General features: G+C 67.6%; 23 protein-coding genes. 11 read left to right on the top strand and 12 right to left on the bottom strand.

Features of this window, described 5'->3' with window-relative positions; translation table 11 throughout:
* The first annotated feature begins 61 nt into the window (after positions 1-61).
* From AC07U0_RS04255 to AC07U0_RS04245, 3 genes are all read left to right on the top strand, one after another.
* Complete coding sequence (locus AC07U0_RS04255; protein WP_494718774.1) at positions 62-964, top strand: peptidylprolyl isomerase; 903 nt, start codon at positions 62-64, stop codon at positions 962-964.
* Positions 961-2,361, top strand: a complete 1,401-nt coding sequence (argJ, locus tag AC07U0_RS04250) for a bifunctional glutamate N-acetyltransferase/amino-acid acetyltransferase ArgJ (protein WP_494718773.1) — start codon at positions 961-963, stop codon at positions 2,359-2,361. Before AC07U0_RS04255 ends, argJ begins: the two co-directional genes overlap by 4 nt.
* Before the next feature lie 68 nt (positions 2,362-2,429).
* The gene (locus tag AC07U0_RS04245; protein ID WP_494718772.1) at positions 2,430-2,690 is read left to right on the top strand and encodes a low molecular weight protein tyrosine phosphatase family protein; all 261 of its coding nucleotides are present in this window, start codon (positions 2,430-2,432) and stop codon (positions 2,688-2,690) included.
* A 6-nt stretch (positions 2,691-2,696) separates the two neighbouring features.
* Here the strand turns inward: AC07U0_RS04245 and AC07U0_RS04240 are convergent, their stop codons facing one another.
* The gene (locus AC07U0_RS04240) at positions 2,697-3,017 is read right to left on the bottom strand and encodes a metalloregulator ArsR/SmtB family transcription factor (RefSeq protein ID WP_494718771.1); all 321 of its coding nucleotides are present in this window, start codon (positions 3,015-3,017) and stop codon (positions 2,697-2,699) included.
* A gap of 88 nt (positions 3,018-3,105) precedes the next feature.
* Here AC07U0_RS04240 and AC07U0_RS04235 point away from each other — a divergent pair, with 88 nt between their 5' ends.
* On the top strand, positions 3,106-4,023 hold the full coding sequence (locus AC07U0_RS04235) for an acyl-CoA desaturase (protein ID WP_494718770.1): 918 nt from the start codon (positions 3,106-3,108) through the stop codon (positions 4,021-4,023).
* A gap of 408 nt (positions 4,024-4,431) precedes the next feature.
* On the opposite strand, the gene rlmN is transcribed toward AC07U0_RS04235, so the two are convergent.
* The 6 genes from rlmN to AC07U0_RS04205 form a co-directional block, all read right to left on the bottom strand.
* A complete protein-coding gene (gene rlmN, locus AC07U0_RS04230; RefSeq protein ID WP_494718769.1) occupies positions 4,432-5,598 on the bottom strand; it encodes a dual-specificity RNA methyltransferase RlmN in 1,167 nt (388 codons plus the stop codon).
* 54 nt (positions 5,599-5,652) lie between these two features.
* Entirely contained in the window at positions 5,653-6,858 is a 1,206-nt protein-coding gene (locus AC07U0_RS04225) for a benzoate/H(+) symporter BenE family transporter (protein ID WP_494718768.1), read from the bottom strand.
* Positions 6,859-6,868: 10 nt separating this feature from the next.
* The gene (locus tag AC07U0_RS04220; RefSeq protein ID WP_494719185.1) at positions 6,869-7,663 is read right to left on the bottom strand and encodes an enoyl-ACP reductase FabI; all 795 of its coding nucleotides are present in this window, start codon (positions 7,661-7,663) and stop codon (positions 6,869-6,871) included.
* Positions 7,664-7,769: 106 nt separating this feature from the next.
* Positions 7,770-8,999 (bottom strand): beta-ketoacyl-ACP synthase I, encoded by a 1,230-nt coding sequence (gene fabB / locus AC07U0_RS04215; protein ID WP_494718767.1) that lies wholly within the window; start codon positions 8,997-8,999, stop codon positions 7,770-7,772.
* A gap of 86 nt (positions 9,000-9,085) precedes the next feature.
* A complete protein-coding gene (gene fabA, locus AC07U0_RS04210) occupies positions 9,086-9,610 on the bottom strand; it encodes a 3-hydroxyacyl-[acyl-carrier-protein] dehydratase FabA (protein ID WP_494718766.1) in 525 nt (174 codons plus the stop codon).
* Positions 9,611-9,688: 78 nt separating this feature from the next.
* On the bottom strand, positions 9,689-10,285 hold the full coding sequence (locus tag AC07U0_RS04205) for an SH3 domain-containing protein (RefSeq protein ID WP_494718765.1): 597 nt from the start codon (positions 10,283-10,285) through the stop codon (positions 9,689-9,691).
* A gap of 68 nt (positions 10,286-10,353) precedes the next feature.
* Between AC07U0_RS04205 and AC07U0_RS04200 the strand changes: the two genes are divergently transcribed.
* Positions 10,354-11,340 (top strand): 2-hydroxyacid dehydrogenase, encoded by a 987-nt coding sequence (locus AC07U0_RS04200; protein WP_494718764.1) that lies wholly within the window; start codon positions 10,354-10,356, stop codon positions 11,338-11,340.
* A gap of 2 nt (positions 11,341-11,342) precedes the next feature.
* Positions 11,343-11,831, top strand: a complete 489-nt coding sequence (locus AC07U0_RS04195) for a GNAT family N-acetyltransferase (RefSeq protein WP_494718763.1) — start codon at positions 11,343-11,345, stop codon at positions 11,829-11,831.
* Here the strand turns inward: AC07U0_RS04195 and AC07U0_RS04190 are convergent.
* Both AC07U0_RS04190 and AC07U0_RS04185 read right to left on the bottom strand, forming a co-directional pair.
* Positions 11,822-12,577: a HesA/MoeB/ThiF family protein gene (locus tag AC07U0_RS04190; protein WP_494718762.1), complete on the bottom strand. Its 756-nt coding sequence runs from the start codon at positions 12,575-12,577 to the stop codon at positions 11,822-11,824. The genes AC07U0_RS04195 and AC07U0_RS04190 overlap by 10 nt on opposite strands.
* 29 nt (positions 12,578-12,606) lie before the next feature.
* The gene (locus AC07U0_RS04185) at positions 12,607-13,014 is read right to left on the bottom strand and encodes a BLUF domain-containing protein (RefSeq protein WP_494718761.1); all 408 of its coding nucleotides are present in this window, start codon (positions 13,012-13,014) and stop codon (positions 12,607-12,609) included.
* A 193-nt stretch (positions 13,015-13,207) separates the two neighbouring features.
* On the opposite strand from AC07U0_RS04185, the gene hslV reads away from it, so the two are divergent.
* Together hslV and AC07U0_RS04175 are read left to right on the top strand one after the other, a co-directional pair.
* On the top strand, positions 13,208-13,777 hold the full coding sequence (gene hslV / locus AC07U0_RS04180; protein ID WP_494718760.1) for an ATP-dependent protease subunit HslV: 570 nt from the start codon (positions 13,208-13,210) through the stop codon (positions 13,775-13,777).
* A gap of 21 nt (positions 13,778-13,798) precedes the next feature.
* Positions 13,799-13,975, top strand: coding sequence for a hypothetical protein (locus AC07U0_RS04175; RefSeq protein ID WP_494718759.1), 177 nt, complete (start codon positions 13,799-13,801; stop codon positions 13,973-13,975).
* Positions 13,976-14,055: 80 nt separating this feature from the next.
* On the opposite strand, the gene AC07U0_RS04170 is transcribed toward AC07U0_RS04175, so the two are convergent.
* Both AC07U0_RS04170 and AC07U0_RS04165 read right to left on the bottom strand, forming a co-directional pair.
* A complete protein-coding gene (locus AC07U0_RS04170; protein WP_494718758.1) occupies positions 14,056-14,481 on the bottom strand; it encodes a hypothetical protein in 426 nt (141 codons plus the stop codon).
* A gap of 112 nt (positions 14,482-14,593) precedes the next feature.
* Positions 14,594-15,325 (bottom strand): glycosyltransferase family 2 protein, encoded by a 732-nt coding sequence (locus AC07U0_RS04165; protein WP_494718757.1) that lies wholly within the window; start codon positions 15,323-15,325, stop codon positions 14,594-14,596.
* A gap of 134 nt (positions 15,326-15,459) precedes the next feature.
* Between AC07U0_RS04165 and AC07U0_RS04160 the strand changes: the two genes are divergently transcribed.
* From AC07U0_RS04160 to AC07U0_RS04150, 3 genes are all read left to right on the top strand, one after another.
* Complete coding sequence (locus AC07U0_RS04160; protein WP_494718756.1) at positions 15,460-16,914, top strand: glycoside hydrolase family 28 protein; 1,455 nt, start codon at positions 15,460-15,462, stop codon at positions 16,912-16,914.
* 81 nt (positions 16,915-16,995) lie between these two features.
* Positions 16,996-18,705 (top strand): ArnT family glycosyltransferase, encoded by a 1,710-nt coding sequence (locus AC07U0_RS04155; protein ID WP_494718755.1) that lies wholly within the window; start codon positions 16,996-16,998, stop codon positions 18,703-18,705.
* On the top strand, positions 18,702-19,631 hold the full coding sequence (locus AC07U0_RS04150) for a hydroxymethylglutaryl-CoA lyase (RefSeq protein ID WP_494718754.1): 930 nt from the start codon (positions 18,702-18,704) through the stop codon (positions 19,629-19,631). Before AC07U0_RS04155 ends, AC07U0_RS04150 begins: the two co-directional genes overlap by 4 nt.
* On the opposite strand, the gene AC07U0_RS04145 is transcribed toward AC07U0_RS04150, so the two are convergent.
* Complete coding sequence (locus AC07U0_RS04145; RefSeq protein WP_494718753.1) at positions 19,632-20,063, bottom strand: GFA family protein; 432 nt, start codon at positions 20,061-20,063, stop codon at positions 19,632-19,634.
* Positions 20,064-20,112 lie beyond the last annotated feature (49 nt).

The following is a 20,112-nucleotide window of genomic DNA, read 5'->3' as shown; positions in this document are numbered from 1 at the left end:
TTTTCGTGCAAGGCGTCTTTCGCGCAACCCTCTGACGCTGATCGCTTTCGCGGGACTCCTGATGGTCGCCGCCTGCGGTGGCGGCAATGACGCCGATCGTGCGCCCGAGCCCGGCGATCGGGCCGTGGCCAAGGTGCAGGACCAGACCATCTGGGCTTCCGACGTCAAGCGCGAGGCGGTGGCGCAGGGGCTGGTCGGTGAGGGCGAGCCGCTGGACGTCACCTCCGACCTGTTCCGGCGCGTGCTGGATGAGGTCATCGACCAGAAGCTGCTGGCGAAGGAAGCGGAACGGCGCGGTCTCGACAATTCGATCCTGGCCCAGCGCCGCCTCAAGGCGACCCAGGAGCGGATCATGGGCGACATGCTGGTCGAGAACGAGGTCAACGGCCGGATCAACGACCAGGCCGTCCAGACCCTGTATCAGGAGCAGCTGAAGCTGGCCCGGACCTCGGAGGAGATTCGGGTGCGGCTGATCCTGTCGCGGACCAAACCCGAGGCCGATGCGGTGATCGGCATCCTGAACCAGGGCGCGGCCTTCTCGGCGGTGGCCCAGGAGCGGTCGGTCGATGAGGCGACCCGGTTCTCGGGCGGCGATCTCGGCTATTCGACCGTCGACGTCATGCCCCAGGCCTATGCCAATGCGTTGCGGGACGCTCCGGCGGGGTCGACCGTCGGCCCGTTCCAGACGGACGGCGGCTGGGCCGTGCTGCGGGTCGAGGATCGGCGCAAGGAAAGCCCGCCGACGCTGGAGCAGGCCCGGCCCCAGATCGTGCGCTATCTGACCTATGAAGGCGTGCGTCGGCTGCTGGAGCAACTTCGCGGCAAGGCGAAGGTGAACATCCTTCTGGCCGACGAACCCGCGCCGAACGGAGCGGAGGAGCCGGCTTCGGCCCCCGCCCCCTCCGCCAATCCCTCTCCCCCGACGGCGCCGATGACGCCCCCCGCTGGAGCGTCCAGACAATGAGCAAGCCGCCCGTCACGCCCTCGTCCGGCAAGGCCTCTACCGGCCAGAAGATCGAACACGCCATCGAGAAGGCGCTGGATCCGCTCGCCTCGGCCCTGAAGCGCGCCACGACCCCGACTCCGGCCTCGACCCCCGCGCCTGCGGCGCCCGGCAAGCCCGGCCTCAAGATCTCGCCCCTGGCCGTGCCATTCCCGACCATTCCCCCCATCGGCGGGGTCGAGATCGCCACCGCCCGCGCCGGCTTCTACAAGCATGAGCGCGACGATCTGGTGGTGTTCCGCTTCGCGCGCGGCACGACCTGCGCCGGGGTCTTCACCAAGCACAAGGTGGGCTCGGCGCCCGTCGACTGGTGCAAGCGCCATCTCGATTCCGACGAGGGCGGCAAGGACGTGCGGGCCCTGGTGGTCAACGCCGGCTGCGCCAACGCCTTCACCGGCAAGGCCGGGGCCGACGCCGCACGCCGCACCGCCTCGGAGGTCGCCAAACGCTTCGGCTGTCGCCAGCGCGACGTCATGCTGGCCTCGACCGGGGTCATCGGCGTGGTGCTGGACGATCACAAGATCGCAGCCCAGCTGCCGACCGTCGAAAGCCGTCTGGACGCCGACGCCTGGGCCCAGGCTGCGCGTGGCATCATGACCACCGACACCTTCCCCAAGGGCTCCTACGCCGAGGCCATGATCGAGGGCGAGAAGGTCCGGATCGCTGGCATCGCCAAGGGATCGGGCATGATCGCGCCGGACATGGCGACCATGCTGGCCTTCATCGTCACCGACGCCAACATCCACCCGAGCGTGCTGCGCGCCCTTTTGAGCCTGCACGTGCGCACGACCTTCAACTCGGTGACGGTCGACGGCGACACCTCCACCAACGACACCTGTCTGATGTTCGCCACGGGAACCTCGACCGCGCCGCGCATCGGCCGGGTCGGCGACCGGCGGCTGAAGGATTTCTCCGCCGCGTTGGACAAGGTCATGCTGGACCTGGCCCACCAGCTGGTCCGCGACGGCGAGGGCGCGACCAAATTCGTCAAGGTCACGGTCGACGGCGCCGCCAGTCCGGCCTCGGCCCGCAAGCTCGCCAAGTCGATCGCCGACAGCCCTCTGGTCAAGACCGCCATCGCCGGTCAGGACGCCAACTGGGGCCGGGTCGTCATGGCCGTCGGCAAGACCGAGGAGCCGGTCGACAGGGACAAGCTCGCCATCAAATTCGGGCCCCACCAGGCGGCCATCGATGGCGCGCCCTCGCCCCACTACGACGAGGCGAAGATGACGGCCTATATGAAGAACCCCGAGATCGACATCACCGTCGACGTGGGCGCCGGCCGCGCCTCCGCCACCGTCTGGACCTGCGATCTGACCAAGGGCTACATCGAGATCAACGGGGATTACCGGAGCTGACGCGGGCGCACCAGAACGTCCTCTTCGTCTGTTCGCAGAACAAGCTGCGCTCGCCGACGGCCGAACAGGTGTTCGCCGATTGGCCGGGATTGGAGACCGCTTCGGCGGGCCTCAACCAGGACGCCGAAGAGGTGGTCACGACCGAACTGGTCGAATGGGCCGACGTCATCTTCGTCATGGAAAAGGCCCACCGCAGCAAGCTTCAGAGGCGGTTCAAGGCGAACCTGAAGCGCGCGCGGGTCATCTGCCTCGGCATCCCCGACGACTATGAGTTCATGGACCCGGATCTCATCCGCCTGCTCAAGGCGCGGGTGCCGCAGTTCCTCTGATGTAGCCTAGCTCTCGTCAGCCTTGCGGCCGGCCTTGATGGCCGCGCTCTCCGCCTTGAGCGGCTTGGACACCGGGCAAACTTCCTGGGCATAGGAGGTCAGGGTGTTGGCCAGATGGTCGGGCACCAGACTGTAGTGGACGAACTGGCCCTTCTTTTCGCTGGTCACCAGCCCGGCGTTCTCCAGCACCGTCAGATGCTGCGAAACGGCAGGCTTGGAGATGTCGAAGCGCGCGGCGATCTCGCCCGCCGTCAGATCGGCATGGGCCAGATAGGCCAGAATCTTGCGCCGGATCTGGCTGGAGAGGGCTTCGAACACGCGTTGCATGGTCAGGTATTTAAGTGATTTGCGAACGGCTTGCCAGAGGTCGTGATCAATGATTTAAGGTATTCCTTAAATACCGAAGGGATTGCCGATGCACGATCCGTTAGACCCCTGCGCCGTCAACAGCCTGATCGAGACGCCGGGATGTGATCCCGTCGCGGGGCGCGTGGTCTGGGATCCTCTGCATTCCCTGTGGAACGGCGCGATGCTGGCCGTGACCCTGATCGCCGGGCCGTTGACGATCAGTCCCGGGGCGCTTGCCGTCTTTGTGTTGACCACCGGTGCGACCCTGCTGCTCGGCCATTCTATCGGCTTTCACAGGCGCATGATCCACGGCAGCTTCCAGTGCCCGCTGTGGCTGGAGTACGTCCTCGTCTGGTTCGGGACGGCGGTGGGGATGAGCGGGCCGTTCTGGATGATCCGCGCTCACGACCTGCGCGACTGGGCCCAGAGGCAGCCGGACTGCCACGATTATCTCTCCAACCGCCGGCCCATGCTGGTCGACGCCGTCTGGCAGATGCATGGACGGCTGATGCTGGAGCGTCCGCCAGCCTTCGATTTCGGCCGGATCGGGCGGGACCGCTTCTACCGTTTCCTCGAACAGACGTGGATGCTGCAGCAGGTTCCGATCGCGGCGGTGCTCTACCTCATGGGCGGCTGGGGTTTCGTGGTCTGGGGCGTCTGCGCCCGGATCAGCGCCTCGGTGATCGGTCACTGGTTCGTCGGTCATCTGGCCCACCGGCGCGGGCCCCAGACCTGGCTGGTGAAGGAGGCAGGGGTTCAGGCCCACGACGTCCCCTGGGCCGCCATCCCGACCATGGGCGAGGCCTGGCACAACAACCACCATGCGTATCCCGGCTCGGCGAAGATCGGCCTCTATCCCGGTCAGAGCGACTGGGGCTGGCGGGTGATCCAGATGCTGGAACGGGCAGGGCTGGTCTGGGATGTTCGGACCCCGGAGAAGATGGGGCCAAGACCTCTCATCGCTGTCGAGGCCCGCGAATGCTGAAGCCCTGGTTCTATCGACTGCTGGCGCTGGTCTCAGCCAGCACCTGCGCGGCGTTCGTATTCGCTGCGGAACTGGTCATGATCTACCTTGCCGGCGACCTCGTATCCACCGGCTATACAAATCCGATGGTGGTCACACTCATGGGCCTTGCGGCTGTCATGTTTGCAGCTCCCACGTTTCTGCTGGGGCTTGTCGTGATTGGCGGCCCCTGTTGGTGGCTTCTGCACCGTATCCACTGCACTTCTGCCATCGCGGCTGCAGCAGCATGCGCCTTTGGGAGTACGGCTGTCGGGGCCATAGCACTGGGCATCTTTGGGCTGCCGCCAGAAGCGATCGGAGCCGCCGTGTTACTCGCGATTCCGGGAGCGGCCGCGGGGTGGGTCGTTCAGGCGGTGGCCTACGACCGCTCTAGGCCGCCTCAGCCCCGGCCTGCTCCGCCTTCCTGAGCGCCGAGGCGCGCAGCTTCTCGCTCTCGGACTTCAACTGGCCGCAGGCGGCGAGGATGTCGCGGCCACGCGGGGTGCGGATGGGGCTGGCGAAGCCGGCCTTGTTCAGGATGGCGGCGAAGACCTCGATGGTCTTCCAGTCCGAGCATTCGTAGTCGGTGCCGGGCCAAGGGTTGAACGGGATCAGGTTCACCTTGGCCGGGATGCCGTCGATCAGCTTGACCAGTTCGCGGGCTTCGGCGGGGCTGTCGTTGACGCCCTTGAGCATGACGTATTCGAACGTCACCCGGCGCGCATTGGACAGGCCCGGATAGGCGCGGATGCCATCCATCAGCTGTTCCAGCGGATATTTCTTGTTCAGCGGCACCAGAACATCGCGCAACGGGTCGTTGGTGGCGTGCAGGCTGATCGCCAGCATGGCCTGGGTGCGGTCGCCCAGCGCCTGAAGCTGGGGCACGACGCCCGAGGTCGAGACGGTCATCCGGCGGCGCGACAGGGCGATGCCCTCATTGTCCGAGATGATGTCGATGGCGTCCGACACGGCGTCCAGATTGTAGAGCGGCTCGCCCATGCCCATGAAGACGATGTTGGACAGGCGGCGATCCTCGGAGGGGGAGGGCCATTCCTCCAGATCGTCGCGGCAGACCTGGACCTGGGCCACGATCTCGGCGGCGGTCAGGTTGCGGACCAGCTTCTGGGTGCCGGTGTGGCAGAAGGTGCAGTTCAGGGTGCAGCCGACCTGGCTGGACACGCACAAGGCCCCCGCACGACCGACGTCGGGGATGTAGACGGCCTCGATCTCGATGCCCGGGGCGGTGCGGATCAGATATTTGCGGGTGCCGTCCTTCGACACCTGACGCTCGACGATCTCGGGACGGGCCAGGGTGAAGCCGGCCTCGAGACGCGCGCGGGTTTCCTTGTCGATATTGGTCATGGCCGCGAAGTCGGTGACCCCGTGGTGATGGATCCAGCGCCAGACCTGGGTGGCCCGCATCTTCGCCTTCTCGGGCGCGCAGACCCCGCCCGAGATCAGGGCCTCGCGCAGGCCGTCGCGCGTCAGACCGGCGAGGTTGACGGGAGCCGGAGTCGAGGGCGTTGAAACGCGCGAGAGATCGAGCGTGATGCTCAAGGGGCGATATCCTGATCGAAGGGAGCCCGCCTTATACCACAGATCGCGCTGGATTTAAGGCGTGCGCCGCACTCTGGCCTCGGGCGGCCTGACCCGGCGTCCCACCGCGAGGGCCGCGAAGCCGACGACGAGACCCCAGAAGGCCGCTCCGATCCCGAACAGGGCGATGCCTGACGCGGTCGCGGCGAAGGTCAGGACCGCCGCCTCCCGATCCTGCGGCTCGTTCAGCATACCGCCCAGCGCGCCCAGCAGCGGCCCGACCAGAGCCAGACCGGTGATCAGGGCCAGGGTCCCGTGCGGCATGGCGATGAACAGGCCCGCCAGCGGCGCGGCGAACAGGGCGACGACCAGATAGAGGCTCCCGTAGATCACGCCGACGACCCAGCGGCGTTGCGGGTCGGGATGGGCTTCCGGTCCGGTGCAGATGGCCGCGACGATGGCCGCCATATTGATCCCGTAGGCTCCGAAGGGCGCCAGAAGCACGGTCGCGGCGCCGGTCGAGAGCAGCAGCGGTCCGGCGGGCGGGGCGTAGCCGGCGGTCCGCAGAACCACCAGTCCGGGCAGGTTCTGGGAGACGAGCGTGACCATGAACAGGGGCAGGGCGAGGCTGACGGCGGCCTTCAGGTCGAAGTGAGGGGCCACCGGAGACAGGGTTCCGAACAGGCCGGTTCCGGGCGGCAGGGCGATCTGGCCTCGTACGGCGAGGGCGGCGAAGGCTCCGACCAGCACCAGAGGCAGAGCCCAGGTCGGGGCCAGCCGCCGCGCGATCAGGAAGACCGCGACCAGACCCACGGCAAGCGCCAGATCGGTCGGGAAGACGAGGAACAGCTTGATCACGAAGGGCAGCAGCACCCCCGCCAGCATGGCCGAGGCCACTGCCGCCGGGATCCGCGCCGCCAGCCGGCCCAGCGCCGGGATCAGGCCGACGACGATCATCATCAGCCCGGCGATGACGAAGGCGCCGACCGCCGTCTGCCAGGAATGGCCCAGCGTCGAGGCCGCCAGCAGGGCCGCGCCCGGCGTCGACCAGGCGAGGATGACCGGGATCTTCAGCCGCCAGCTCAACAACAGGCCCGGCAGGCCGATGCCGATGCAGAGTGCGGTCACCATGGAAACGATCTGAACCGGCGAGGCTCCCATCGTCTGCCCCGCCTGCACGACCAGAGCCACCGTGCCGCCGAAACCGATGATGGTCCCGACGGCGGCGGCCGTGAAGGCGGAGACAGGCGGGAAGGCGCGCTCGGGCGGCTGGTCCGTCATCGGACCCGGACTATTCCTCGTCGCCCGCCAGACCCATCATGTGGAAGCCGGCGTCGACGTGGATGACTTCGCCGGTGGTCGAGAAGCCGAGGTCCGAGCACAGCCACAGGGCGGCGCCGGCGACGCCTTCCATGGAGGTGTCCTCCTTCATCGCCGACATGGCGCGGCCCTGAGCGATCATGCCGCGGCCGCCCGAGATGCCGGCCAGCGACAGGGTGCGCATGGCCCCGGCCGAGATGGCGTTGACGCGGATGCCCTTGGGACCCAGGTCGCGGGCGATGTAGCGGGTCGCCGCTTCCAGCGCCGCCTTGGCCACGCCCATGGTGTTGTAGTTGGGGATGGCCCGTTCCGAGCCGAGGTAGGTCATGGTGATCATGGCCCCGCCGTTCGGCATCAGGCGCGCCGCGCGCTTGGCCACGTCCACGAAGCTGAAGCAGGAGATGTTCATCGCCAGCAGGAAGCTGTCGCGCGAGGTGTTCTCGATGAAGGAGCCCTTGAGCTCGTCCTTGTTGGCGAAGGCGACAGAGTGGACGACGAAGTCGATCGTGCCGAACTCCTTCTCCAGCTCGGCGAAGGCGGCGTCCATGGAGGCGTCATCGGTGACGTCGGCCTGGATCAGCAGCTTGGCGCCGACGCTCTCGGCCAGCGGGCGCACGCGGCGCTCCAGACCTTCGCCGAGATAGGTGAAGGCCAGTTCGGCGCCCTGGGCGGCCAGCTGGGAGGCGATGCCCCAGGCGATGGAGTTGGCGTTCGCCACCCCCATGACCAGGCCCTTCTTGCCCTTCATCAGTTCGCCGGTCGGCATGTTCCAGGCGGATTCAGCGGCCATGGATCGATCTCCTCGTGATTTGCGCGAGGGTTAGCAGGGGCCGTGACGCGGGGGAACCCTCTCGCTGGGAGAGGATAACGCCTCAGACCTTGGAGAAGATCAGGGTGCCGTTGGTGCCGCCGAAGCCGAAGCTGTTGGACATGACGTGCGTCAGCGGGCCGTCGTGGCGCCGGCGCAGGATCGGCATGCCCTCGAACTCTGGGTCGAGGTTTTCGATGTGGGCGCTTTCGGCGGCGAAGTCGTTGGCCATCATCAGCAGGCAGTAGATCGCTTCCTGGGCCCCGGCCGCGCCGAGCGAGTGGCCCGTCAGCGACTTGGTCGAGGAGATCATCGGCAGATTGTCGCCGAAGACGTTGCGGACCGCCGCCATCTCCTTGGCGTCGCCGACCGGGGTCGAGGTGCCGTGCGGGTTCAGGTAGTCGATCTTCGGATTGCCGGCCATGTCGAGGGCGATCTTCATGCAGCGCTCGGCGCCCTCGCCCGACGGGGCGACCATGTCATAGCCGTCGGAGTTGGCGCCGTAGCCTACGATTTCGGCGTAGATTTTCGCGCCGCGCGCCTTGGCCCGCTCGTATTCCTCGACCACCACGATGCCGGCGCCGCCGGCGATGACGAAGCCGTCGCGGGCCGCGTCATAGGCGCGCGAGGCGACCGACGGGGTCTCGTTGTAGTCGGACGACATGGCGCCCATGGCGTCGAACATGTTGGACATCGACCAGTCGATGTCCTCGCAACCGCCGGCGAAAACCACGTCCTGCTTGCCCAGCTGGATCTGCTCCATGGCCGCGCCGATGCAATGGGCCGAGGTCGCGCAGGCCGAGGAGATCGAATAGTTGATCCCGCGCATCTGGAACCAGGTCGAGAGCACGGCCGAGGGGCCGGACGCCATGGCCTTGGGCACGGCGAAGGGGCCGACGCGCTTGGGCGACATCTTCTCGATGGTGGTCTGGGCCGCCTGCAGGATGATCTGGGTCGAGGGGCCGCCCTCGCCGACGATCACGCCGATGCGGTCGTCGCGGATTTCCTCGGGCGTCATGCCGGAATCGGCCAGGGCCTCCTCGAAGGCGATCTGGGCCCAGGCGGTGCCGTTGGCCAGGAAGCGGGCGGCGCGGCGATCAACGCGCGGGGCCCAGTCCTCGGCGGTGACGCCCAGCGACGGCGGCGCCCAGACCTGGGACCGGAAGCCGTATTTGATGTGGTCAGGAGCCGCCACGACGCCGGATTTGGCGTTGCGCAGCGATTCGGTGACCTCCGCGGCGCCATCGCCGATGGAGGAGACGATGCCCAGCCCGGTAACGACAACACGCCGCATGCTGTATTTCCTCTTGTCTTTCACCCGCTCCGGACCGGAGTGGGCTCCGCGTTTGTCGCGGTTATGTCCGTCAGACGACTTGTGGCTCAGCCCTTGGCGGCTTCGTTGGCGCCGAACAGGCCGACCCGCATATCCGTAGCCGTATAGATGGGGACGCCGTCGGCTTCGAGAACCCCGTCGGCGATGCCCATGACCAGTTTGCGGTTGATGACCCGCTTCAGGGTGATCTTGTAGACGACGCGTTTGACGTCCGGGGTCACCTGACCCGTGAACTTGACCTCGCCGACGCCGAGCGCGCGGCCGCGGCCCGGGCCGCCGATCCAGCCCAGATAGAAGCCGACCAACTGCCACATGGCGTCCAGGCCCAGGCAGCCCGGCATGACCGGGTCGCCGATGAAGTGGCACTGGAAGAACCAGAGGTCGGGGTGGATGTCGAGTTCGGCCTCGACGTAGCCCTTGCCGTGCTCGCCGCCGTCATCGTTGATCGTGACGATCCGGTCGAACATCAGCATCGGCGGGGCCGGCAGCTGGGCGTTGCCGGGTCCGAACAGCTCGCCGCGGCCCGAGGCCAGCAGGGCGGCATGATCGAAAGACGACGGATATTGGCTCAAGGGTGGAACTCCGAATATGTGGCGCCGGGGTTACACGAGCCGGGGGGCGGGCTCAACCGTCCAATTATTCGCGAGGTTTTACGGGCGAGGGCCGGCCGGGCGGCGCGCATCGCACAGCGGTTGTGTCGCGCCGCCGAACACCGCGGCCTGCGGCACCCAGCCATGCACCTTGCGGCCGCCGACGTGACACCAGCCATCCTCGCACTCGTCCAGCGAGACGATGGCGTGCGGCGACAGCCGGGCGCGGACCGAGGCCGTCTCCGACCGGTTCGAACGGATCGGGATTTCCTGGGCGGTGGCGTTGAAAGCGCTGCGGCGCGAGCGAACTACGCTGCGGTGGACCCAGACGACGGCGCCGTCAGGATCGCAGATCTTGCGCCATTCCAGGGTCTCGGCGATGACCTGAACCGGCAGACCGGCGGCGTGGTATTCCCACAGGATATGGTAGTCGAGGCCGGGACCCGAGCGGGCGCGGACCTCGGACGCCTTCAGCGTCAGCCAGCGCGGCACGGGCTGGCGGGTCGGGGTCGGGCGGCCGTCAGGCATGGTCGCGGTCGGCTCGGAACCGGCGCTCAGGGAGCCGCCGAGACCCAGTGACAGGGCGATGGCGCCCGCAACCGGAACCACGCGGCGCAGGAAGGGGCTTTGGAACCCGGACTGAGCTTTGCTAGACACCCTTGTCGACCCGTCGCGTCCGGCGCCGTCCCCGAAGGATCGGCGCATGGTGAAACCTCAAGGCTCTCATGTCGTCCTCCAAGCTTAAGGTCGTATTAACCAGACGCCTGCCGGACGCGGTCGAAACGCGGATGCGCGAGCTTTTCGACGCCGAACTGAACCTCAAGGACCGTCCGATGGACCGGGCCGCGCTGGAGGCGGCCGTGCAGCGCGCCGACGTCCTGGTCCCCACCATCACTGACGAGATCGACGCCGCCCTGATCAACGGGGCCGGCGAGCAGTTGAAGATGATCGCCAATTTCGGCGCGGGCGTGGACCATATCGACGTCGACGCCGCCGTGGCGCGCGGGATCATCGTCACCAATACGCCGGGCGTCCTGACGGAGGACACCGCCGACTTGGCCATGAGCCTGATCCTCGCCGTCAGCCGCCGCATCGTCGAAGGCGCGCAGGTGGTGGCGGAAGGCAAGTTCGAAGGTTGGACCCCAACCTGGATGTGTGGCCGCAAGCTGTGGGGCAAGCGTCTCGGCATCGTCGGCATGGGGCGGATCGGCCAGGCTCTGGCCCGCCGCGCCAAGGCCTTCGGCATGCAGGTCCACTACCATAACCGCAAGGCCGTCAGCCCCCGCATCGAGGAGGAGCTGGGCGCGACCTGGTGGGACGATCTGGACGAGATGATCGCCCGCATGGACGTCATTTCGCTGAACTGCCCGGCGACGAAGGATACGCACCACCTGCTGTCGGCCGAACGGCTGGCGCGGCTGCAGGCCCACGCCATCCTGATCAACACCGCCCGCGGCGAGCTCATCGACGAGGCGGCGCTGGCCGATGCGGTGGCGCGGCGCAGCCTTTACGGCGTCGGTCTGGACGTTTTCGAGAACGAACCGGCCATCCATCCGGGCCTGATCGGCAATCCCCATGTCGTCCTGTTGCCCCACCTCGGCTCGGCGACGCTGGAGGCGCGTCAGGACATGGGCGACCGGGTCATCCTGAACGTCATGACCTACCAGAACGGCCACCGTCCGCCGGACCGCGTCATCCCGGCCATGCTCTGAGGATGGCGGTCGAGGTCCTTCGCGCCGACTATGCCGATCCGGTCCATGCGGCGGCGGTCGTGGATCTGCTGGACGCCTATGCCCGCGATCCGATGGGCGGGAATCATCCATTGAGCCTGGCCGTACGCGAGGGGTTGATCCCGGCGCTTTCAGTGCGTCCGGACGCCTTGTCGGTCCTGGCCTTCGTCGATGGCGCGCCTGCTGGTCTGGTCAATGTCTTCGAGGGCTTTTCGACCTTCAAATGCGCGCCCCTGTTCAACATCCATGACGTCGCCGTCCTGCCGGAATATCGAGGTCTGGGTCTCGCCAGGCGCATGCTGGCGCTCGTCGAAGCGATCGCGGCCGAGCGCGGCTGCTGCAAGCTGACGCTGGAGGTGCTGGAGGGCAATCACCCCGCCAAGGCGCTCTACCTCTCGCTCGGCTTCGCCGGCTATGCGCTCGACCCGGAGATGGGCCAGGCGCAGTTCTGGGAAAAGTCGCTTCAGGGCTGAGAGGAACAGACCGGGCAATGGGGATCGGCCGCGATCCTCACGGTCCGGGCCGTGGCGTTCAGTCCGTCGTAGAGCATCAGCCGGCCGGTCAGGGGCTCTCCGGCTCCTGTGATCCGTTTGATCGCCTCCAGAGCGGCCATCGCGCCGATCACTCCGGCGAGGGCGCCGACCACGCCCACGCGGGCGCAGGTCTCGGCGTCCGGCGGCGTCTCAGGGACCAGACATTGATAGCAGGGCCGGCCCTCGAACACCGCGACCTGGCCGTCCCAACGTCCGAGCGCCCCTGACACCAGCGGAATCCCCGTCGCCACGCAGGCCGCATTGACCGCGAACCGGGCCGGGAAGTCGTCGGTGCCGTCCAGAACGAGGTGGTAACCGGCGATCAGACGCGAGGCGGTTTCGGCCGTCAGCATCTCGGCGTGGGTCTGGATCACGACGTGCGGATTGATCCCGCTCAACCGTTCCGTGGCGGCCTCGACCTTCGGACGACCGATGTCGGCGGTGGCGAACTGGATCTGGCGCTGCAGATTGGACAGGGAGACGACGTCGGCGTCGACCAGGCCGAGGGTCCCCACGCCCGCCGCCGCCAGATAGAGGGCCGCCGGTCCGCCGACGCCTCCGGCGCCCACGATCAGCACCCGGGCGCGGGCGAGTTTCTGCTGTCCCGGCCCTCCGACCTCGGAGAGGATCAGGTGGCGGGCGTACCGCTCGACTTCATCTTCGGAGAATTGGGCCACGGCCGACATCTAGGCGTCGGCGCAAGGATTGTCAGGCTTTAGGCCGCGAGATCGAGGGTTTCGGCGGCGGTCGTGAACAGGCTCTCGACCTGGGGCAGGGACAGGCAGTCCAGCGGGCGGTCGCCGATCATCGCCGCGACCTTGCCGTCGACCGGGACGCGGGCCATCGGATAGACGCCGACCGGATCGCCGAGAACGTTCTCATCGACCAGCATGCGAATATTCTCATGGCGTGGATCGGCCCGCAGCCGGGTCAGCAGGCGGTCCAGGTCAGTACGCTGGCCCTCGATCAGCTGCATGAACTGGCCGCGGTGGAAAATCAGCAGGCCGCGCAATTCGTCGCGACGGTTGTTGATGTCCGAGGCTCCCAGAATCTGGGCGATCGACAGGATGGAGCTGCCGGCGGTGCCGACGGCGTCACTGACATAGATCGCGCGCTGCAACACGGCGAGGCCTTTCGTCTGGGGTGCGGGGGGAGCCGCGCGGGGGAACGCGGCGGAGACGCTATCGGGGGACGCTACGGCACTACAAGCTTGACTGATACCGGTGACATTGGTCGAAAATATGACTGAACAGCGTTCAGGTTAGAATCTTATGCCCAAGCTTGATGGCGGGGCTCTGCGACGCCATCTGATGTCCATGAACGATTTCAACGCGCACTTGTCCGAAAACGCCGGTCCCGGCTGGCACGGCACCACCATTCTCGCGGTCCGCAAGGACGGCAAAACCGTCATCGCCGGTGACGGTCAGGTCTCCATGGGGCCGACGATCGTCAAGGGCGCGGCGCGCAAGGTCCGGGTCCTGGCGGGCGGCAAGGTGCTGGCGGGCTTCGCCGGGGCCACGGCCGACGCCTTCACCCTGATCGAGCGGCTGGAGGCCAAGCTGGAGCAGTATCCGGACCAACTGGCCCGGGCCTGCGTCGATCTGGCCAAGGACTGGCGCACCGACCGCTATCTGCGTCGTCTGGAGGCTATGCTGCTGGTGGCGGACGCCCACTCCATCTTCACCGTGACCGGCGTCGGCGACGTGCTGGAGCCCGAACACGGCGTGGCGGCGGTCGGCTCGGGCGGCAACTACGCCCTGTCGGCGGCGCTTGCTCTGCTGGAGAATTCTGACCTCGACGCCGAGGCCATCGCGCGCAAGTCGATGGCTATCGCCGCCAGTATCTGCGTCTATACGAACGGGAATCTGACGGTCGAGACCCTCTGATCAGATCGCAGGAGCGTCATCATGGCCGCGAAAACATCGTCCGCCCCGATCCTGCAGATCCTCCCGGACTATGTCGCCGAGGTTCGAAGGGTCGCCGATGCCAAAGGCGTGACCTACAGCGTCGCGGACGGGCAGGCCGGCGCGACCGAGTTTCGCTTTCAGCGGCTGAACGATGACGCCCTGTTCGCCCTGCTCTAGGACGTGCCGGACGAAGCGTATGCGGATCGGGCCATCACCGGCGATCCCTGGGCGCCTTGATCGCCTTGGGGGGCTGAGAGTCAGGCCCCGCCGAAATCCAGGTCCTTGCGGGCCGCGATGATGGTGACGATGAACCCGGCCAGCACGTCCAGCATGACCATGGTCAGGATCAGGAAGAAGGTCGAGGTCGCGAAGCCGCGGATCAGCAGGAACTCGACCAGGCAGACCACGAAGACGATCAGCGACAGGGCGTGATTGACGATGGCGACCTTCTGGCTGGAGGTCGATTTGAGCAGCTCGAAGAACAGCAGGATCAGCGACAGGAACAGGATCAGGTCGCCCACGCCGACGTTCCAGTTGGCCCCCGAGGTCATCGGCACCGAGAACAGCGGATCGCGGAGAATGGCGTCAGCCTCGGCCAGCCCGCCGCCGCCGGTCGCGCTGAACAGGATGACGATGTTGTAGAGCACCACCGGGATCAGCAGCAGGGGCAGGGCGATCAGCATGACAGCGGTCCTCGCGAGCGAAGGCCGCTCTAACGGCCGCGCTTCTTAACGATACATATCCCGGAACGCTCCATACCGCCACGCCTGCTCGCCCGAGGGGCGAGCAAAGGGGTCAGAACTCGCTGACGGGACCCGGCTGGCGGCTGCGGGTCTTCAGCCACATCACGCCCAGCAGATCCGAGAAGGAGGCCATGAGCCGACCCCAGTTGGTGTATTTCGACTGCCCCGTCTCGCGGTGGCGGTGGTCGACGTCGAGATAGCGATTCTCGAACCCCTCGCGGATCATCAAGGCCGGCAGATAGCGGTGGATGTGATCGAAATAGGGAAGGCGCAGGAACAGGTCGCGGCGGAAGGCCTTGAGCCCGCAGCCTGTATCGTCGGCGTCGTCGCCCAAGAGCTTGCGGCGGATGCGGTTGGCCCAGATCGAGGCCTGACGCTTGGCGCCTGAATCCTGACGCCGGGCGCGCACGCCGCCGACCAGTCCGACATTGGCCGGGGCCGCCATCAGGGCGTCGGCCAGACGCGGGGCGTCGTGCGGCGGGTTCTGGCCGTCGCCGTCCAGGGTGACCACGATCGGGGCCCGCGCCGCCAGCACCCCCGTGCGCACCGCGCGGCTCTGGCCGGCGTTGGTCGCATGGGCCAGCACGCGCAGCGTCGGCATTTCGGGCATCAGGGCGCGCAGTTCGGCCAGGGTCGTGTCCCGGCTGGCGTCGTCGACGAAGATCATCTCGTACGACCGGCCCTGGAAGGCGGCGGCGATGTCCTTCGCCAGCTGTCCGGCGGCTCCGGCCTCGTCATGCACGGGAACGACGACGGAAACGTCGGGGATTTGGTCTGCGCTCATCGCGGCTGTTTAGCCGAGCCTGAGCCCGGGCGCGAGAGCAGCGACATTCTGGTGGTTTTTGTCGGCGCCGCCCTGTGCCATGGTGGCCGAAACAAGAAACGGCCACACCAGTTTTTCCGGGGAAGGAAACCACCATGAAAGCGAATCGTCGCCACTTCATCACGACCGCCGGGCTCGGCGCTTTTTGCGCGACAATGACACCGGTTACCTTGGCCGCCGCGCCCGCCTTGGCGCAGGCCTCGGAAGGCCAGAACGGAACCGGCCTCCTGACCCCGCCGCCGGCGCTTCCGGCCCATTCGGACTGGGCTGACAACGGAGTCCGGCTGAACCCGCGTGATTTCGGGGCCAAGGGCGACGGGACTACCAAGGACACGGTCGCCGTCCAGACCGTGCTTGACCGCTGCGCGGTCCTCGGCGGCGGGGAGGTGGTGGTTCCGGCCGGGACCTATGTCGTCGGCGCGATCCGCATCAGCTCCAATACGACGCTGCGGCTCGAGGAGGGGGCGACCCTGTTGGGCTCGCCCGACGTCGCCGACTATCCGATCACCCAGGTGCGCTGGGAGGGTCGCTGGATCCCCGGCTATATCGGCCTTGTCTGGGCCCAGGACGCCCGAAACATCACCATCGCGGGCAAGGGGAAAATCCTCGGCAACACCGCCATCCCGGGCCGGGTTGACCGCGCCTCGGGCCTGCGCCATCCGGCCCTGATCGAGCTGGTCAACTGCCACAACATCCTGGTCACCGAGGTCTATACCGAGCAGAACGACATGTGGTCGATCCACCCGGTCTATTGCGATGACCTGACCTTCAAGGGCGTCACGGTGAAGGGCGGAGCCGACGGCGTGGACGTCGATTCCTGCCGCCGGGTCCTGTTCGACCACTGCGACTTCGACACCACCGACGACTGTATCTCGCTCAAGTCCGGGCGCGGCATGGAGGGCAATGTTATCGCCCGGCCGACCGAGGATGTGACCATTCTCGACTGCAGCTTCCGCGACAAGCACTGGGCCTGCATCGGCATCGGGTCCGAGACGTCCGGCGGGGTGCGCCGCGTCCTGGTGGAGCGCTGCCAGTGCCTGGCCGCCCGCACCTTCGCCATCTACATCAAGACCCGGCCGGGCCGGGGCGCCTTCATCGAGGACATCGTCATGCGCGACCTCGACGTTTCGGGCGCGGGCTACGGCTTCCTGCGCCTGAACATCCTCGACAGCGGCAAACAGGACCAGTTCCCGGTCGGCGGGCCGGACGGCATCCCGACGGTCAGGAACTTCGCCTTTGAGCGGATCAAGGTCACCGAGGTCCCCGTCCTGGTCGAGGCGGTGCTGATCCATCCCGACAAGCCGCTGGACGGCTTCGTGCTCAAGGATATCACCGGCTCCAGCGGCCGCGGCATGACCTTGGCCAATATGAAGAACGTCTCCATCGAGAATGTGCGGGTCAACGTCTTCTCCGGGCCGGTGCTGGCCATGGACAATGTGACCGGCCGCGGACTGGAGAACGCCCAGCCCCTGATCCCGACCGCACGGCCTCCGGCGGTGGAGGGCGTGGCCGGCTACAAGCTCGGCATGACCTCCGGCGCGCCGAACTGAACAGGCTTTCAGTCGTCGGGTGACATTTCAGCGCGTTCGGGGGCCTGACACCGGCCCCCGAACCCGTGCTACGACACCGGCATGACGCGCCCGAACCTGGATCGCCATATCGCCGGCTGGCGCGGACCCGTGCTGGCGGCCCTGCTGGCCCTGATCGCCGGCCTGCCCGGCCTGTTGCTGTTGCCGCCGCTGGACCGCGACGAGAGCCGCTATGCCCAGGCCACCTCCCAGATGCTGGAGAGCGGCGACATCGTCGATATCCGCTATCAGGACGAGCCGCGCTGGAAGAAGCCCGTCGGCATCTACTGGATGCAGGCGGTCGCCGTCGGCGTGACGTCGAAGGTCGAGAATCGCGACATCGCCCCCTACCGCCTGCCGTCCCTGCTCGGGGCCATGATCGCGGCCTTCGCGGTCGCCTGGGCGGGCGCGGCCCTGTTCGGGCAGAGGGCGGGCTTCCTGGCCGGAGCCATTCTCGGGACCACGATTTTGCTGTCCACCGAGGCAGGCATGGCCAAGACCGACGCCATGCTGTGCGCCTGCGTCACCGTGGCCATGTGCGGCCTGGCGCGAATCTATCTGGCCACCCGGGCGGGGGAGATTCCGCGAAGACCCCACAAATTCCTGTTCTGGTTCGGGCTGGGGCTGTCGATCCTGATCAAGGGGCCGATCGGCCTGATCGTGGTCGTCCCGGCCATGATCGCCCTGTCGGTCTGGGACCGCGACATCAAATGGATGAAGCGGCTCGGCTGGGGCTGGGGCCTGCCGATGGTGGCCCTGCTGGTCGGGCCCTGGGCCATCGCCATCACCATCGCCACCGACGGCGGCTTCTGGCGCGAGGCCGTGGGCCATGATCTCGGCGGCAAGATCACCGGTGCGGCCGAGAGCCACGGCGGCTTCCCCGGCCTCTATATGGTGCTGTCCCCGATGCTGCTGTTCCCGGCGACCCTGCTGTGGCCCGCGGCCCTGTCGACCGGCTGGCGGCGTCGGGCCGAGCCGGCGGTGCGGTTCATGGTCTGCTGGCTGGTCCCGGCCTGGCTGATCTTCGAGCTGGCCCCGACCAAACTGCCCCACTACACCCTGCCGACCTTCGGGGCGATCGCGCTTCTGATGGCCGCCGCCCTGACCCAGCCGATCGGCACGATCAGCCGCCGCGTCGGCGCGGGCCTGACCGTCTTCGCCGCCGCCGTGATCTGCGCGATCACCGTCTACGGCCTGACCCAGTGGGGGACTTCCACGGCCCAGACCTGGGCGGCCATCACCATCCTGTGCACGGCGGTGGCCGGGGTGGGCGGGGCCTTCATCCTGCTGAACCGGGCGGCGGTCTCGGCCCTTCTGGTCTCCATCGCCTTCGGGGTGGTCGGCCATGCCGCCCTGGCCGGAACCCTGCGTCAGTTGCGGCCCCTGTCGGTCGCGCCCCTCCTGGTGGAGACCATGGAGAAGGCGGGCATCGCCCCGAACCAGGGCCTGATCCCCGGGCCGGTGGCGATCACCAGCTTCCATGAGCCCAGCTTCGTCTTCCTGACCGGCCGGGACACCCAGCTGACCGACGCCGCGGGCGCCGCCAGGGCCCTGGCCGAGGGCCGCCCGGCCATCGTCGAGGCCCATGACGCCGAGGCTTTCCGTCAGGCCGTGGCTGCGTCGGGCGCGGGCGGCCGCGCCGTCGGCACGGTGCGCGGCTACAACTACGCCGGTGGCGACGAGGTCGTCCTGACCGTCTATGCCCCGACCGGAGCACCCGCCGCCCCCAGCGTTCCCGGAACCGGTGCGGCGGTCGAGGGTGACGATCAATGAGTCTTTCCGGAAAACGGGCCATCGAGATCGTCGAGGTCGGGCCTCGCGACGGGCTGCAGAACGAAAAGGCCATCCTCGAACCTGCCGTCCGCGTCGAATTGGTGCGCCGGCTGGAGGCGGCGGGCGCGAAGCGGATCGAGGCCGTCAGCTTCGTTCATCCCAAATACGTGCCCCAGATGGCCGGCGCCGAAGAGGTCATGGCCGAGCTGCCGAAAGCGGCGGGCCGCAGCCGCATCGGTCTGGTGCTCAACGGCAAGGGCTATGACCGGGCGCTGGGCACGGCGGTGGACGAGGTCAATGTGGCCATGAGTGTCACGGACGGCTTCGGCTTGAAGAACCAGGGCCTGTCGGTGGTTCAGCAGGTCGAGATGCTGGCTGGCATCATCGCCGGCCGCGCCAACGCGGAAGGAGAGCCGGGCGCTACGCCGTCCCTGTCGGCCACCCTCAGCTGCGTCTGGGGTTGCCCGTTCGACGGCGAGGTCTCGGTGGGACAGGTCGAGGATCTGGTCGGAAAGATCGCCGCGCTCGGCGTCGACGAAATCGCCTTGGCCGACACCATCGGCGTCGGCGATCCGTGGAGCGTGACCCGCAAGGTCGAGGCGGCCCGGCGCGCGGCGCCCGAGGCGACCCTGCGCCTGCATTTCCACGATACGAGGAACACCGGGTTGGCGAACGCCTATGCGGGCGTCGAGGCCGGGATCGACATCCTCGACGCCTCGGTCGGCGGCATCGGCGGCTGTCCGTTCGCGCCGGGGGCCACGGGCAATATCGCCACCGAGGACCTCGTCTATATGTTGGAGCGAGCCGGCTATTCGACCGGCTATGACCTCGACGCCCTGATCGAGACGGCGAAATGGATCGGCGAGAAGATCGGCCGCCCGGCGCCCAGCGCCCTCAGCCGTGCGGGCGGCTGGCCGAAGGGCTGATTACAGCTCCACGCCCCGGAACGGATTGCCCTGATGCACCTCCAGCCCCTCGGGCAGGGGGACCCAGGCGGGGCGGCGGGCGTTGAAGATGGCGACTGTCGGCTTGAAGCTCGAAGGGTCATCCAGAGACCCGGCGTAGACGGTGTAGCTGTCGCTGACCCCCACCTCTCCGCCGAAGACCAGACCGCCGCAGGTCGGGCACATGTTGCGCGTCGCCGGACCGCCGTGGGCGCCGGTCGAGGTGTGGGACTGCACCGGCCCGATCAGCCGCACCCCTGCCGCCGCCAGCCCCAGAAACGGAATGAAGCCCGACCCCGAGGCCTTCCTGCAATCGGTGCAGAAGCAATAGCCGGCATAAAGGGGCTCGCCCTCCGCCTCATAACGCAGCGCCCCGCAAAGGCAGCCGCCGGTGTGTCTGACGGGATAGGTCATGCGGCGAGGCTAGGCCGGTGAGGGGAGGCGGGCAATATCCTCCCCACGC

The sequence above is a fragment of the Brevundimonas sp. GW821-FHT02A10 genome (assembly GCF_059422025.1).
The sequence above is the reverse complement of the archived record's forward strand: the minus strand, read 5'-3'. Positions and strand labels throughout refer to the sequence as shown.